Below are 15,585 nucleotides of genomic sequence, written 5' to 3'. Positions count from 1 at the left end.
CACATGAAAAAATACCTCAAAATATTTTCAACGCTACTAATATTACTAATAATAGTAGGTTCAGTTTATTGGTTATGGTCAAGTGATTCTACTTCAAATAAAGATGGTGTTGCCATTTCGTCTAAAAAAATAAAACGTAGTACAACGTCAATGACTTCTGAAAAGTCCTCAAGTAGTGACAATGCATCTTCAAAAGAGAAAGATGCAATGTCAAGTAGTTCTTCTTCAATAAGTTCCAATAATGGACATCAAAGTGAAGAATCAGCAATTAATAGTACTGCGAGTGAAGCGGCCAAAGTTATGTCAGTTGATCAAGCACGAAATTTAATGAGAGATTCAGGAATTAGCGATGGTGCATTTTCAAACAACGACATTAACAAATATATAATTGAGGCTAACAAAAAGCATAAAGACTTTATTGAATATTTAAAAAGTCTTGGATTTTAAAAACGTAGAAATTTTCTACGTTTTTTTGTGATTTACTATAAGTCGTAATCGGACTTTTATGAGAGAATATGGTAATATAGTACTATGTGGTTTTCACTCTCACCACAATTAGGATAATTATGGATAATACAAAAAAACAATATATGGTTAGCGCCAAATCAATTACTAAAAATTTTCAATTATATGCTAACCAATCAGAAAAGCTTAAATCAACTTTTTTAGGAAACACTGCAGATGCTAATTTCTGGGCATTACGTGGACTGTCATTTGATGTTGAACCAGGTGACGTTGTGGGTATTGTTGGTACCAATGGTTCCGGTAAATCTACTTTGCTAAATATTTTAAGTGGTGTCATTCCACAGACATCTGGTACTTTGGAACTAAACGGTAGCATTGGTGTTGTAGCTATCAATGAAGGCCTGAATTGGGATCTTACAGGGCGTGAAAATATTCGTTTGAAACAACTGATGATGGGAAAAACGAATAAAGAGATTGATGAGGCAATGCCTGATATTATTGAGTTTTCAGAACTTGGTGAATTTATTGATCAGCCAGTCAAGGATTACTCGAATGGTATGCGTGCAAAATTAGGATTTTCAATTGTTACGCACAATGATCCTGATATTTTAATCGTCGATGAGGCTTTATCGGTTGGGGATTCTAATTTTTCGAATAAAGCACTTAGTAAAATACGTGAGTTTATTGCCGAAAAAAAGACAATTTTTTTTGTGTCTCACGATTTAGAACAAGTTCGCGAATTCACCAATAAAGTGATGTGGATTCAATATGGTGAAATGCGTGATTTTGGTCCAATGAAACAGGTCACTGATGAATATGAAACGTTCGTTAAAGACTTAAATGCGATGTCAGATGTAGAACGTGATACTTTTGTATCAGACCAAAAACATAACCAACAAATTTTTACACTGGCGCAATTGCAAGATAAATTATCACTGAATGGTCATAACAAAGAAGATGTTGAAGCCAGAACTGCAATCAGAAGTTTCCAAGGCTTTAAAGCGATTCCACTTTATACTGCTTTAACAGTGTTGTTTGGTTTAATGGCACTAGTTGTATATAACTATTTGTTGAAGGGATGATAGCACAATGTGGATAATGATCAAATCAATATTTAGTTTAGTTGTTGAGCAGGTTAATTATTTAGGTATGGCTATTCGGTTAGCAATTTATGATACCAAGGCTAACAATGCACATAAATATCTAGGCAATTTTTGGGAAATTTTAGATCCATTATTTCAAGTTTTAACTTATGCAATTATATTTGGTGGTGGTTTTCGACAATCAGCCCCAGTTGAAGGGACGCCATATTTTGTTTGGATGTCTGTTGGCTTTTCTGCTTGGTATTTAGTAAACCAAGGATTTAGTGACACAATCCGTTCTATTCAGACACAAATTTTCATGGTGAAAAATGTTAAATTCCCAGTTTCCGTTTTGCCAACAATTCGTGTGTTGCAGGTATTTCCTGCAGTTTGTTCCATTTCAATTGTTGCATTTATTAGTATGGCATTGACAGGACATTTTCACGTCTCTATCTACTGGATTCAAATCATCTATTATATGTTTGCTGCTCTTGTGATGTTGGTTTTCCTAGGAATTTTTAGTGCAACAATTAACATTTTAATTCCTGACTATGATTTAGCCATCCGCCAAGTGTTACGGTTGTTGTTCTTTGTATCAGGCATTTTATTTGAACCTGCAAAAGGTAATGCATTTAACTCATTAATTTATTACATTTCTCGTGTTAATCCATTCTATTATATTGTTAATGGTTGGCGTGATACATTTCTGTTCGATCGATGGTTTTGGAATTCACCACTGCAATTAACAATGTTTTGGTTGGAAATTGGCATATTTGCTATAATAGGTACCCATCTGTACTTGAAGTTCAAAGATCAATTGATTGATTTTATTTAAAATGGAGATATTATGACTGGTAAAAAAGTGTCGGCAGCGATTGTTACATACAATCGACTAGATTTGCTGAAAGAATCTTTGGGTGCCGTATTAGGACAAACAAAGTATTTAAATCATGTTATTGTAATTAATAACAAATCTAATGACGGGACAAAAGAGTATTTATCATCTTTAACAGATGAACGACTCGTTGTTTTCAATTCGGAAGACAATTTAGGTGGCGCTGGTGGATTTAATCAAGCTGTACGCCTTTTCGCTGAAAAAACAGACGATGATTATGTCTGGTTGATGGATGATGATACAATTGTGCAACCTGATGCACTTGAACACTTAGTGGATTTTGTTGAAGAACATGATCATGTTGGATTCGTGAACTCCCAGGTTCGTTGGGGTAGTCTCGAGGGAAATCCCTCATGGATGAATGTACCAGCGCCACGTGGCTTTACATGGCAAATGTATATGACGCCGAAAAATCCAGCTGTCGAGGTTGTCAATTCCACATTCGTTTCGGTAATGTTTTCTCGCAAAATGGTAGCAATGATTGGATTGCCACAAAAGGAATACTTTATTTGGGGCGATGATATGGAATATACTAATCGCATCGCCGATGTTGATCGTGGCTACACTGTTTTAAACTCAATTGCCGTTCACAAATCAAAAGAAAACTCAATGCCTGGTGATATTGTGAAAGAAAAAGATGAATCACGTCTTTGGCGTTACGACTTTGAATTTAGAAATCGTGTGCTGACTGCAAAACGTATTTCAAAACATGAATACATGCGAACTATCATCAATGCATTTATATTTGATTTAAGATTTGTGTTGTTTAATAAGAATGTTAAGTTTCGATTTACTAAAGCAAAAATGATTATTCGCGGTATTTTCAAGGGAATGCTCTTTAATCCAGAAGTTGAGTACGCAGATGGTCTTTCGAGAGTACCAAAACGATCAATTAATGCGCTGTTTAAAGCGCGTCATCTTGCAATGCCAACAGATATATTTACTTTAGATGATGACATAAAAGTTATTCATGAATCGAAATTAACTGATTTCAAAGGACACACAGTTGCTGCAGATAGATTTATTGAACAGCAGATGGGTGATTTTCGACAATAAGTTGAGGATTTTATGGCAACACACTATTTAATTTCCACTGCTGGATTTCCAAATTATGGTGATGAGCAGATAGTGAGAACATGGCTTGCTTTTTTTAAAAAGGTGCATGCAAATGACCAAATTATACTTGATGTTCCATTTCCATCACGAGCGCAGTTTCTTTTTAAAGATGAATTTCCAAATTTACTAATAGTAGATACTATTTGGAATTTGATTTATTTGGCTGAATCAAAGGGTATCACTTTGGACGATACTAATTCATTGTTTGAACTATTGCATGGCGGTGATCCTCGCAATGCTGGTCCCATAAAAGCGATGTTCGGTGCTGACTCGCTGCATTTGCTAGGTGGGGGCTATTTTTCTGTTGATCATATTGAGTTTAAAAGAACTTTTTATTTTTTTGCCTTATTGTCAATTATCAAAGATAAAAATACTAAAACCAAAATTTTTGCAACGGGTTTAGGCTTGACGCCAATTAATTCGGATATAGTTTCTACCATTAAAGGATATGTAGCGAATTTCGATTATTTTGGGGTGCGAGATCGAGTTAGTGATCTTTTTCCAAATGCTACGTTGGAAGTGGACGATGTATTTTTGTCAAAATCTTTAAGGACGATTAAAATAAACAAATCTGATGACAATCCCGATATCCTAGTATCAATACAACCAATTTTTGATGATAAGATTCGAAAAGTAGTTATTGAAAACTTAATATTTTTCTTGAAACAACATAAAAATGCTAAAATAGGTATACTGGAAGCTATGGTTCCGGACGATAATTGGCTATATTTCGGAGATGTCTTTAATCAAGAGCCTGACATAAAAGAAAGATTGATATTTTATGATTTTTGGACTCTTTGGACGGATGGTATTCCTTTCAAAAAAAATCAACTTTGGATTAGTACTCGTTTTCATTTTCATTTAATTGGTGCATTATTGGGTGCTAAGGGCACTGCCATTTCTATAGGGACACAATACTACGATGTTAAACATCAATCCTTAATTGATTGGGGTACAGGATGGCAATTTCAAAACTTTACAAAAAAGTATTCGGTAATTGAACCAAAAATCAATTGCTTTTTCCAAGTGAAGTCCAAACACTTGGCAGAACAAAAGATAAAACGAGTTGAACGGATGTTGTATCCGTAATTTAGAGAAGGAGGGGCATACTGTGGCTAATAGAAGTATGGGTTACACTATTTCTAAAAAAATATTAGATTTGTCAGTGTCTTCATTTGCTTTGGTGTTTTTGTCACCACTTTTTCTGATTATTGCTGTTGTCATTAAATTTGATAAAAAAACGAGTCGAGTTCTTTATCAGCAAGAGCGCGTTGGTAAATTTGGAAAAAAGTTTAAAATTTATAAATTTCAAACGATGGTTGATAATGCTGAATTAATTCTAGAGCAAGACGCAAAGTTGCATGCGGAATTTATTAGCAATGGCTATAAATTAGCGACTCGTGAGGATCCTAGAATCACAAAGTTTGGCGTTTTTTTGAGAAAAACATCACTTGATGAATTACCTCAGTTTTGGAATGTGTTAATCGGTGAGATGAGTATTATTGGACCACGACCTGTTGTTGAAGACGAATTGCAAGAATATGGCGATCAGGTTGACAAGTTTTTGTCGGTGACCCCGGGAATTTTTGGCCTTTGGCAGGCGAGTGGACGAAGTAATATAGTGTACCCAGAACGGGCGCATATAGAATTAGAGTATGTGGATAAGGCTAACTTAAAGTTTGACTTTTACGTTTTGTTTAAGAATGTTATTGCAGTATTTAAGCAGGATGGTGCGTTTTAATGATATATATCGCAACACACAAAAAATATGTGATGCCACCATTTGATGGCTATCAACCCATTCTTGTTGGCGCGGCACGTCACTCTGAATTGCCAAGTGGCTATATGTCTGATGCAACTGGTAAAAACATATCTCAGAAAAATAGTAATTTTAGTGAAGTAACAGCTATTTACTGGATTCGATATAATACTGATGATGAAGTTGTCGGTTTAATGCATTATAGAAGGTATTTGGGTTTAAAAAAGAGTCATAGACTTGAAGATATTCTTCAGAATCAGCAGATTAATCATTTGTTAAGCCAATACGATGTTATTTTGCCTAAAAAAAGAAATTATATCATTGAAAATCAAAAAGATCACTATTTGCATGCTCATTCAACAAAACCTTATGTTATCATGAAACAGGTGATTGCAATGAAATACGTTGAATATTTACCAGCATTTGAGCAAATGGAAAAATCTACATCAGCGCATTTGTTCAATATGTTTATTATGCCAAGGGGTTTGTTTAATGATTATGCTGATTTTTTGTTCGGTGTTCTTGAGGAAGTTGAGAAAAGTATCGATATTGAAAAGCTTGAAGGACAAGAAACAAGGGTCTATGGTTTCTTGGCAGAGCGACTGATGGATACTTGGGTAAATACAAAAAGACTATCCGTGGCTGAATGTCCTGTGATAGGACTTGAGCGGACAAATTGGTTGGATAAAGGGTATAATTTTCTTAAGCGGAAGTTTTTTCCAAAATCAAAAAAAAAGGTACATTTCTAATGACAAAAAAATATAATACAAAGAATTATGATTATCTTGTAGTTGGTGCTGGGCCGTTTGGTATGATTTTTGCATACGAGGCGGCTAAGCGAGGCAAGAAATCCTTGATTGTGGAGAAACGTCCATATATCGGTGGTAACATGCATACACACACAGAGCATGGTATCACAGTGCATGACTTTGGTGCCCACATTTTCCATACTGATAACAAAGAAGTGTGGGATTATATTCGCCAGTTTGCTGATTTTAATGGTTTTCAAAACCAAGTTGTTGCAAACTATAAAGGCACACTGTATAATTTGCCCTTCAATATGAATACTTTCTATCAGATGTGGGGAACGAAAACTCCTGACGAAGCACATGCAAAAATTGAAGAACAAAAGAATGCGGCCTTGAAGGATCTGGGTGATCGACAACCTCGTAACTTAGAAGAACAAGCAATTAGCTTAATTGGTACAGATATTTATAATAAATTGATTAAAGGTTATACGGAAAAACAATGGGGTCGTAAAGCAACAGAATTACCCGCTTTCATTATTAAGCGATTGCCAGTGCGCTTCATTTATGATAACAATTATTTCAACCACCGTTATCAAGGAATTCCAGTTGGCGGTTATACACAGATTTTTGAGCGCATGTTGGAGCAGTCAAATGGATTGATCGACGTTTTAACTGATACAGATTTCTTTGATGACAAAGAAACATTTCTATCAGAATTTCCTCGTGTGTTATATACGGGTATGATCGATCAGTTCTTTGATTATAAGTTTGGTGAATTGGAATATAGATCTTTGCGATTTGAGCATGAGGTGATTGATTCAGACAACTATCAAGGTAATTCAGTAATCAATTATACTGACGCTGAGACGCCATATACACGTGTTATGGAATGGAAACATTTTGATGGATTAGCCGATGAGGGTAAGACAATTATCACTAAAGAATATCCACAAGAGTGGGATCGCTCAAAAGAGGCATATTATCCTGTCAATAATGATGAGAACACACGAATTTACAAGGCTTACGCCAAAGAAGCGCGTGACAATCATCCAGAAATTATTTTTGGTGGTCGCCTAGGCAAATATCGTTACTTCGATATGGATCAAGTATTTAATGATGCTTTTAATACTGTCCGCCAAGAATTTAATGTCAATCAAGATTTTAATTTTGCTCACGATGAAGTTAAATAAACATGCCCGTTAGGGCGTACATAATATTATTTATAGGGAGTCACAGCAGTTTTGGAATTGCATAAAAACAATTTAAAAAATACGTCATTATCTATTGTGGTACCAGCGCACAATGAAGAAGACTCTATTCAACCTTTTTATGACGCAGTGACAGAACAAATACAAAATATAGATGCAATCGTATACTTTCACTTTATCGATGATGGATCAACAGATCATACGTTAGATAAAATCAAATATATATCTAACAAAGATAGTAATGTTCATTATGTTAGTTTTTCTAGAAAATTTGGTAAAGAAGCTGCAATGTATGCCGGGATGCAACAGGCATCTGGCGATTATGTTGCAATAATGGATGTGGATTTACAAGATCCTCCTGAATTATTGCCCAAAATGTTTGACATGGTGTCTGGCGAGGATTGGGAAGTGATTGGCACTAGAAGAATTAATAGGGGTAGTCGGTACAAATTGCGGTCCCTTTTTGCTAAATTATTTTATAAACTGATTAACAAAGTAAGCGAAAGTCGTCTTGTTGCTGGAGAAAGAGATTATCGTATAATGAAACGCAATGTTGTCAGCGCAATTTTATTACTGGGTGAAAGCCAAAGATTTAGTCGAGGTATATTTTCTTGGGTGGGATTTCGTACTAAGTATTTGACGTTTGATAATATTGAAAGATATAAAGGCAAGACCTCATGGACATTTTGGGGATTAATCAAATATGCGATAGATGGTATTGTCTCTTTTTCGACACTACCGTTAGCATTTGTGACGGGATTGGGGCTGTTTTCTTTCACCTTATCACTACTAGGTGCATTGGTGATTATTGTGAGAGCTATTGTAGATAAAAGTACCAGTGTAGCTGGTTGGCCATCAATGGTCACAATTATGTTGTTTATTAGTGGGATTCAGTTGCTAAGTTTAGGGGTGATAGGCAGATACATTTCTGCAGTATTTTTGGAAGTAAAGCATCGCCCTATTTATATAAAGAAAGAAGAAAAGTGATGTCGAAAAAATTAGTTATTGTTATTCCAGCTTATAATGAAGAACCTGTCATCGAAAAAACGACAGCAATTTTATTGTCCATTTTGTATAAATTAATTAACGATGATAAAATTAATGCAGAAAGTAAAATATTGTATGTTGATGATGGTAGCAAAGATAACACTTGGTCAATGATTGAAAAATTGCATGAACAAGATGGTCACGTGGTTGGTGCTAAACTAGCACATAATGCCGGTCATCAAAACGCATTGATTGCTGGGGTCGAAATTGCCAGGGATTCAGATTATATTGTTTCAATTGATGCTGATTTACAAGATGATCCCAATGCTATCATCGAAATGGTAAACCAAGCAAATAACGGTAAAAATGTGGTGTTTGGCATACGCAATAATCGTGATTCAGATACATGGTTTAAGAAAACAACGGCTGGTGCATTTTATAAAGTTATGAACTTGCTAGGGGTAGAATCCATACCCAATCATGCAGATTTTAGACTAATTGATCAGCGTGTGATACAAGCTTTTCTTTCGTATCCAGAGCGTGAAATGTTTTTAAGAGGAATTTTTCCACAAATTGGTTTTCAGCAGGGAAAGGTTTTTTATGCTCGAGCTGAGCGAGAAGCTGGTGAAACTAAATATCCTTTGCGAAAAATGCTTTCTTTTGCCATGGATGGCATCACCAGTTTTTCAATTGTACCAATCAAGATGATCAGAAATTCTGGTTTGATTATTGCGTTTATTTCATTCTTGTTCATGATATGGGCTGTCGTTGGTCGATTGTTCGGACATACGACATTGGGTTGGCCATCTATTATTATCTCAATTTGGCTTTTTGGTGGTTTACAGTTAGTGGCACTGGGCGTAATAGGTGAGTACATTGGCCGAATATTTATGGAAGTGAAACATCGTCCCAGGTATGTTTTAGATGTTACTAATTATTCACAAGAGGACGAAGATGTTTAAAAAGTTGATGGACTATCAAAAGTTTAGATTTATGGTTGTTGGCGTATTAAATACTGGCCTCGGATATATTATTTTTCTTGGTATGAATCACCTTTTGCATAATATCAGATTTGGATATATGATAGCTTATACCGTGTCCTATATTTTATCATTAGCGTTCGCCTTCGTGTTACATAGAAGCTATGTGTTTAAAGATAATGGTAACATTCTAATTGCGTTTTTAAGGTTTGCATTAGTTAATGGTATGAATTATGGCATTAACTTGATTTTATTGCCTTTTCTAGTCGAAATTGTAAAAATAAATTCAGATTTAGCACAACTCCTCATAACTTTTTTGACGTTGTTTGTGAGTTATTTTGGCAATAAATATTTTACATTTAGGAGACAACAAAATGGGAAGTGAAGTACTTGTATCAATAGTTATTCCGACATATCAAGGGGAAAAATTTATAAAACAGACAGTTGAGTCGGTTATGAACCAAACTTATAGCAATTTTGAATTGATTATTGGTGATCAAAATCCAGATGACGAGACAAAAAAAATTCTGAAACCATTTGAACATGATAGTCGAGTAAAAATTGTTAATGTGCCCAAAGGAGATGGTGCCAGTACAAACTGGAATTATGTTTCTGAGTTGGCTACTGGCGAATATTTTAAATTACTACCACATGATGACATACTTAAAAGTGATATGATACAGCGTCAGGTAGAATTGTTAAATGTTAATCCTAAAATTGGAATGACATCTTCGAAGAGAGAAATAATTTCTGATCATGGCGAGATACTGAAGAGTAACTGGGGCTTAGATGGTATTAAGCATTTAACTGACGGTCGAGAGGTTGTCAGAGCAACAATTAAAAAAGGTAGAAATGTAGTTGGCGAACCAGGATCAGTCTTAATGCGTAAGAGCATATTTGACCAGATTGGTGGTTGGGATTTTTCACATCCTTATGTTGTGGATTTGTCTACATTTTTTCACATTTTAATGGTATCGGATTTTATTGCTGATGATTATAATGGCGTCCAGTTTAGGGTTAGTCAAACACAATGGAGTAGCGTATTACGTGATTCACAAAGTGATGATGTGATTGCATTGAATCATCAAATTGCGGAAATTTATCCTAATTTTCTGAGCAAAAAAGAGTTATTCATAGGCGATAGCAAGGCTAAGTTGATGGCACTGGCAAGAAAATTATTTTTTATTGCTGACGCTTTAAAACAAAAAAAATAGTTTTTAATTACACTACTATGTAGTAATTTAAATAAGGACATGATCAATGCAAAAAAGTAATAGAATGAATCATTTTATTGGCATACTTATTGTCACTTTAATAGTTTTGATTACCGCTGTTATTCCACTTGTCTTTAATGAACATTATTATTTTATTGATGATACACAGAATGGCGCAATGGGACAGTGGTTTGAGTTGGGAAAAAGTTTATCTCATGGCAAATTTCCTATTCTTAATTTGTCTGCTCAATCAGCTGGAAACTACATTATGGAGGGGCAATGGGGAGTTGTAAATCCTCTCACTTGGCTTATAGCAATTTTTGTTTACTTGATTCCGAACTTCCTAATATCTGCAACAATCATCAAAGTCTTCTTTTTATTGATATTAGGGTTGGGTACATTTGAATTAACAAGAACTCTTACTAAAGACGTTAGGTTGCAAGTTTTAGCTGGTGCAATACTACCAACTGTTGCGTTCACGGCATATATTGATGCAAGTTCTTGGGTAACGGGCTTAATTGTTTTTGCTTTGTTACCATGGTTCTGGTGGTCATTTAGGATGTTCTTAAAGTATCAGAAAGTATATATATTCGTGGTGTTTGTGGTTGGATACTCTTTAATCGCCACAGGATATGTCTACGGAACTATTTATGTGGTTGCGATACTAGTTGGATCGTTTATTCAGAATCTGTTGGAAAAAAATTGGGCGACGTTTTTAAGGATCACTATAATATCTGCAATATTAGCGGGAGTAACTTTTGCAATATATTTACCAGGTATCTTAACTAGTGCTGCTGGTATTACTGCACGTGATTCTGGATTAAGCAATAATGACTTTATGTCACCGAATGTGTCGAGTTTGTTCAATTCTTTTATCCCCAATGCACTCGGTGATGTAACAAATTACTGGGGTGGAAATATATGGCGAGCTCCGGTATTATATATATCGTGGGTTTTGCCAATTGTGGCATTTCTTAATTTTGAGCGTAATCCTTTTACCAATATTAAAAATTCGTTTAACGGTGAATTGATTGCAATGGCTGTTGTGTCCTTTTTTTTAACTTTTGCTCCTTCAGAAATGGGACCAATAAGATTTCCAGTTAGAAATTATAGCTACGTCGGCTTTACCATTATTATTTTAATTATTTTTTTATTGAGCAAAGGTAAAATATTATTCAATAAAAAACGATCTATTTTTTCAGGAATTATTATTATTTTTGGCGTTTATCTTTCATGGTCTCAAATACCAGAGAATGGATTATCCTTCCTTAAGTATGGTTTATTTATTTTTGTGTTAATAAATTTATTAGTTTTTGTTGCTGTGAATCATGATGAAAGGCGAATGCTATTTGTTGCTTTAGTTTTGATAGGGCAGATTTTTATAACTGCGCAACAGCATAAGCAGTTATCAGCTTCTACAATGGGTGATCAACAAAGTTTACAAACATATACTGCTGTGAAAAAAACAACTTCAGTATTTGGTAAAAATCCGGGAAATGTTTGGATTGCTGGCAGTATGAACCCCAATAGTGCGTGGAAGTATACATTATACTCAAATTATTGGTACATTGGTAGCATAAAAACTGGTGCAGTTTATACACCGATTGGTTACGCAAAATACAATACCGATTTAAAGCGACAATGGGCTCAAGGAACTTTTGCGATTCAATCTATTGATCGCCTGTTTACTGTTGATAAAACTACTCAGATGCGTATTGTGGATCTACTCTCAATTGATACGATTCAAATCATTAAGAGTGGAGACAAGCAAGATATAAAAGACTATAATAGGATAACTAAAACTATACCGACAGGTTGGCATTTGTATAAAAAGAAAAGCCAATATGTTATATGGAAAAAAAATAAAACTACACAAAAAATAGGGTCAATTGTTTGGCGGAGCAGCAATATTTCAGTTCGTGAAGTGGTAAATACTTCAAGGACGATTAAGTTTAAAATTGAGAAACTGAATGGGCAAAGTGGTAAAGTAGTATTTTCTCGACTTTCATGGCCGGGATATGAGATTAAAAATAGTAATGCAAGGAGTTCAATAGGTAAACCTTTGAGAGGATATCTCTTGAAAGCCATTATAAATAAAAATGATGTTGGAAAAACAATTACAATACATTTTACGCCGCCATTTTTTGAGATAGGCATAATGTTGATTTTTAGTGATATTGCTATTGTGACTGTTTGGACAATTTTCAGTTTTAAAAGAAAGCATTTATGATTGTAAAATTAATATGGCTATTCTTTACATTAGTATAATTTTTATGTTAGAATTGTAACTATGAATAAAGACGGAGAGGGAACACTTTTGGTGTCCCTTTTTATTTTGGAATAACTGGTGTTATATGAAAAAAATAAAATGGAATAAGCTTTTAGCTTTTTTTAAAATAAATTTTTTATTTCTTTGGTTTGCAATCTTGGGTGTTATTGTTATTCAGGTCGGTATTTACTTAGCTGAATATATGGGTTATGGTCAGACTCCAACTGCCAACTTGTTGGCCTTTATTAATAATACATCAGCTGCAGGAATTAACGTACTATTTATGATGTTGATAATGTGGTTCATAACTATTGTTAGTAATCGTCTGCCAGTAACATTAATTTTAACGACAGTTCTTTCGTTAGTGTGGTCAGTTGCAGAGTATCAAGTAATAGTTGATCGACAGGAAGCTATTACCGAAGCAAGTTTGCAAGAAGTAACCGCTATTGGGTCATTATTAAAAATGATGGATACTAATGTGCAAATATTTGCATTTGTATTGATAGCATTAACAATACTTCTTTTGTTTGTGATTTATCGACGTTCGCGGTGGAGTGTTTTCAAATCGATACGATTCAGATCGTTGGCATTGGTAATTAATATAGTTTTGATAGTGCCCTTTTTAGAAGTAAATTCTGACAATTATAGTACAGCATTCCAAAAACTTGGAAATTCCCCCAAATTATGGGATTCATTATTTGATGCTAGTTCTAATGGGGGCATTTTAGCTGTTTTGAATTCTAGGACAACTGATGCAATGATTGAGCCAAAAAAATATAATGAAAAAGCCATTAAAAAATTAGTTATAAAGTATACAAAAAAGGCAGCAGCAATTAATGCAACACGTCAAAATATCAACTTTAAGAAGCAAACGGTTATTTACACATTGAGTGAATCATTAACTAAACCTAGTTATGTGCCTGGATTGACAATTAGTGATGATCCGCTTTCTAATATTGATAGTATTATGGATAATACCAGTTCTGGACACATGGTATCATCGGGATATGGCGGAGGAACGGCCGGAATTGAATATTCAACGCTCACAGGTTTTAACATTACTGCCTATAAACCAACTATTACAATGCCATACTCACAAATGAGTAGTAGTATTAACAAAAAAGTAACGGTTATGGGTCAATTTGACAGTAAAATTGTTATTCATCCGTATGTGGGGTCGTTTTACAATAGAAGAGCGGTGTATAGTAATATGGGGGTTAATTACTTTTACACAACTGACAGTAATGTTCCAATTAAATATAAAAAATCAGTTGATGGTGGTTCTTATATCAGTGATGAATCTGCATATAAAAATGTTTTAAGCAAAATTAGCAAAAAGAGTAATAGTCAATTTATTCAACTACTCACAATGCAAAACCACACACCTTGGACTTTTAAGGGAAGAGACTATAATATGATTGAACCTACTAATTCGAGTGCGGACGAGAGTACCATTGAGTCTTATTTGCAAGGGCTACATTATACTGATGAGGCCACTCAAACCTTTTTGGATAAGTTGAATGATTTAAGTCGTCCGATTACATTGGTGTGGTATGGGGACCATTGGCCAGGGATATTTAACTTTGTCAACACTACCACGGATGCCTTGTCTGCACACTCAACACCTTATTTCATTTGGCAAAATGACGCCGCGAAGAAGGCGAATGGTACAGTGAATGTTTCGGCCAACTATGCTGACCCATCTGACTTTACGGCTATGATGATGAGGATGAATGGTATGAAAGTTGATGCCTATTGGGCACTGAAAACAGAGATGCTAGAAAAAGTGCCAACAATCAACAACTACACGCGCGACGATAAAGGAAAATTGACATTTCTTGATCAGCAGGGTAATACAATTGATGAAAAGTCTTTAACCAAAGAGCAGCAAGAAATTGTTAATGACTTTAAATTAGTACAATACGACATTACAACGGGTAAAAGTTATCTACTCAAAACTAATTTTTTCCAGAAAGTGAAATAACATGGCGACAAAGAAATATTTAAACGCATTTTTGATGTCACTAGTAGCACTGGTGGGCGTGCTTTATTTGACTAAAGTGCAAGGCGATTTGCATGCACACTATGGTGCTGGAAAACTTGTTAGCTATTTTGCATGGCCATTACTTTTGGTTGGAATCAACAAATTGCTAAAAATTGAACAACGTAAAACGGGAACCTTATTTGAAGTTTACTTATTGATGTCGACTTTTTTTGCTTTTTTAGGTTTTATAACTGTGTTAGAAGTTGTAAAAATTTCGGCGCCATTTCAATTTTCGATGGGAAATTGGTGGGACGCCATTACCGCAGGTGCTATAGGTAATGAAGGAAATATGAAGACACCATTAGGTGAAATTTGGACCAATTACCGAGTTGGCTGGTTTCTGATGATGGCGCCGATTGCCATTAAACTGTCTGATTATATTAATAACAAGATTACAAAAAAATGGGAACAGATCTTATTAGCAACTATTTTAATGATTTTACCACAGTATATTAGTCGAATTATTGATTTGCCATTTAGCCTTAACGCGGCGATGCTGGGTGCAGGACTGTTAACTATCACGAGTTTAATTACCTTTGGTTCGCAAAAATGGCGTTTGCTATGGATTGGTTTTGGTGCTGCTATTGTAGTTATAGCTGCTAAAATTAGTGGTGTATATTTTAGTTATGGCAATGCAGAAAATATATTTGTCACGATCATTGGTTTGATCACTGCAATAAAACTCATAGAATTTTTAGTAGATTTTGTACTGCTTCGTGTAAAATTAAAACAGTCGAGAATTTCATTGTTTTCAATTATATTAGTTTTACTGGCAATAATAACATTGTTAGCAAACTTAACTATTGTATTAAATTAA

15 protein-coding genes are annotated in these 15,585 nt (G+C 34.7%); all 15 read left to right on the top strand.

Translation table 11 applies throughout. The features are described 5' to 3' along the window. The first annotated feature begins 3 nt into the window (after positions 1-3). The 15 genes from IAE53_RS03820 (at position 4) to IAE53_RS03750 (ending at position 15,585) form a co-directional block, all read left to right on the top strand. Positions 4-447 carry a hypothetical protein gene (locus tag IAE53_RS03820; protein WP_148423791.1) on the top strand — a complete coding sequence of 148 codons (444 nt, stop codon included), beginning with the start codon at positions 4-6 and terminating at the stop codon, positions 445-447. A gap of 119 nt (positions 448-566) precedes the next feature. Further along, positions 567-1,547 (top strand): ABC transporter ATP-binding protein, encoded by a 981-nt coding sequence (locus IAE53_RS03815; protein ID WP_148423792.1) that lies wholly within the window; start codon positions 567-569, stop codon positions 1,545-1,547. A 16-nt stretch (positions 1,548-1,563) separates the two neighbouring features. Continuing rightward, positions 1,564-2,382 carry an ABC transporter permease gene (locus IAE53_RS03810; RefSeq protein ID WP_233610656.1) on the top strand — a complete coding sequence of 273 codons (819 nt, stop codon included), beginning with the start codon at positions 1,564-1,566 and terminating at the stop codon, positions 2,380-2,382. A gap of 12 nt (positions 2,383-2,394) precedes the next feature. Continuing rightward, positions 2,395-3,498, top strand: coding sequence for a glycosyltransferase family 2 protein (locus IAE53_RS03805; RefSeq protein WP_148423794.1), 1,104 nt, complete (start codon positions 2,395-2,397; stop codon positions 3,496-3,498). 12 nt (positions 3,499-3,510) lie between these two features. Then, entirely contained in the window at positions 3,511-4,647 is a 1,137-nt protein-coding gene (locus IAE53_RS03800; RefSeq protein ID WP_200136001.1) for a polysaccharide pyruvyl transferase family protein, read from the top strand. A gap of 37 nt (positions 4,648-4,684) precedes the next feature. Beyond that, positions 4,685-5,299: a sugar transferase gene (locus IAE53_RS03795; protein ID WP_080519151.1), complete on the top strand. Its 615-nt coding sequence runs from the start codon at positions 4,685-4,687 to the stop codon at positions 5,297-5,299. Continuing rightward, positions 5,299-6,066 (top strand): DUF4422 domain-containing protein, encoded by a 768-nt coding sequence (locus IAE53_RS03790; RefSeq protein WP_200136000.1) that lies wholly within the window; start codon positions 5,299-5,301, stop codon positions 6,064-6,066. The genes IAE53_RS03795 and IAE53_RS03790 overlap by 1 nt, the downstream gene beginning before the upstream one ends. Next, positions 6,066-7,256: a UDP-galactopyranose mutase gene (gene glf, locus IAE53_RS03785; protein WP_200135999.1), complete on the top strand. Its 1,191-nt coding sequence runs from the start codon at positions 6,066-6,068 to the stop codon at positions 7,254-7,256. Before IAE53_RS03790 ends, glf begins: the two co-directional genes overlap by 1 nt. 51 nt (positions 7,257-7,307) lie before the next feature. After that, complete coding sequence (locus tag IAE53_RS03780) at positions 7,308-8,261, top strand: glycosyltransferase family 2 protein (RefSeq protein ID WP_148423798.1); 954 nt, start codon at positions 7,308-7,310, stop codon at positions 8,259-8,261. After that, positions 8,261-9,223 (top strand): glycosyltransferase family 2 protein, encoded by a 963-nt coding sequence (locus IAE53_RS03775; RefSeq protein ID WP_148423799.1) that lies wholly within the window; start codon positions 8,261-8,263, stop codon positions 9,221-9,223. Before IAE53_RS03780 ends, IAE53_RS03775 begins: the two co-directional genes overlap by 1 nt. After that, the gene (locus IAE53_RS03770; protein ID WP_167497532.1) at positions 9,216-9,626 is read left to right on the top strand and encodes a GtrA family protein; all 411 of its coding nucleotides are present in this window, start codon (positions 9,216-9,218) and stop codon (positions 9,624-9,626) included. The genes IAE53_RS03775 and IAE53_RS03770 overlap by 8 nt, the downstream gene beginning before the upstream one ends. Further along, entirely contained in the window at positions 9,616-10,455 is an 840-nt protein-coding gene (locus IAE53_RS03765) for a glycosyltransferase (RefSeq protein WP_148423801.1), read from the top strand. Before IAE53_RS03770 ends, IAE53_RS03765 begins: the two co-directional genes overlap by 11 nt. Positions 10,456-10,501: 46 nt before the next feature. Next, on the top strand, positions 10,502-12,685 hold the full coding sequence (locus IAE53_RS03760; RefSeq protein ID WP_200135998.1) for a hypothetical protein: 2,184 nt from the start codon (positions 10,502-10,504) through the stop codon (positions 12,683-12,685). A gap of 124 nt (positions 12,686-12,809) precedes the next feature. Beyond that, complete coding sequence (locus tag IAE53_RS03755) at positions 12,810-14,708, top strand: alkaline phosphatase family protein (protein ID WP_200135997.1); 1,899 nt, start codon at positions 12,810-12,812, stop codon at positions 14,706-14,708. 1 nt (position 14,709) lies between these two features. Further along, a complete protein-coding gene (locus IAE53_RS03750; protein WP_200135996.1) occupies positions 14,710-15,585 on the top strand; it encodes a fucose 4-O-acetylase in 876 nt (291 codons plus the stop codon).

This window comes from Leuconostoc sp. S50, assembly GCF_016624925.1.
In the GTDB taxonomy this organism is placed as follows: Bacteria; Bacillota; Bacilli; order Lactobacillales; family Lactobacillaceae; genus Leuconostoc; species Leuconostoc pseudomesenteroides.
This window is presented reverse-complemented; position numbering and strand designations above follow the sequence as displayed.

Bases quoted from the DNA above. Each gene is read 5' to 3' on its own strand.
- IAE53_RS03775 (WP_148423799.1), top strand. From the start codon at position 8,261: ATGTCGAAAAAATTAGTTATTGTTATTCCAGCTTATAATGAAGAACCT.
- IAE53_RS03815 (WP_148423792.1), top strand. From the start codon at position 567: ATGGATAATACAAAAAAACAATATATGGTTAGCGCCAAATCAATTACT.
- IAE53_RS03755 (WP_200135997.1), top strand. From the start codon at position 12,810: ATGAAAAAAATAAAATGGAATAAGCTTTTAGCTTTTTTTAAAATAAAT.
- IAE53_RS03760 (WP_200135998.1), top strand. From the start codon at position 10,502: ATGCAAAAAAGTAATAGAATGAATCATTTTATTGGCATACTTATTGTC.
- IAE53_RS03795 (WP_080519151.1), top strand. From the start codon at position 4,685: ATGGGTTACACTATTTCTAAAAAAATATTAGATTTGTCAGTGTCTTCA.
- IAE53_RS03810 (WP_233610656.1), top strand. From the start codon at position 1,564: ATGATCAAATCAATATTTAGTTTAGTTGTTGAGCAGGTTAATTATTTA.
- IAE53_RS03750 (WP_200135996.1), top strand. From the start codon at position 14,710: ATGGCGACAAAGAAATATTTAAACGCATTTTTGATGTCACTAGTAGCA.
- IAE53_RS03770 (WP_167497532.1), top strand. From the start codon at position 9,216: ATGTTTAAAAAGTTGATGGACTATCAAAAGTTTAGATTTATGGTTGTT.
- glf (WP_200135999.1), top strand. From the start codon at position 6,066: ATGACAAAAAAATATAATACAAAGAATTATGATTATCTTGTAGTTGGT.
- IAE53_RS03820 (WP_148423791.1), top strand. From the start codon at position 4: ATGAAAAAATACCTCAAAATATTTTCAACGCTACTAATATTACTAATA.
- IAE53_RS03800 (WP_200136001.1), top strand. From the start codon at position 3,511: ATGGCAACACACTATTTAATTTCCACTGCTGGATTTCCAAATTATGGT.
- IAE53_RS03765 (WP_148423801.1), top strand. From the start codon at position 9,616: ATGGGAAGTGAAGTACTTGTATCAATAGTTATTCCGACATATCAAGGG.
- IAE53_RS03790 (WP_200136000.1), top strand. From the start codon at position 5,299: ATGATATATATCGCAACACACAAAAAATATGTGATGCCACCATTTGAT.
- IAE53_RS03805 (WP_148423794.1), top strand. From the start codon at position 2,395: ATGACTGGTAAAAAAGTGTCGGCAGCGATTGTTACATACAATCGACTA.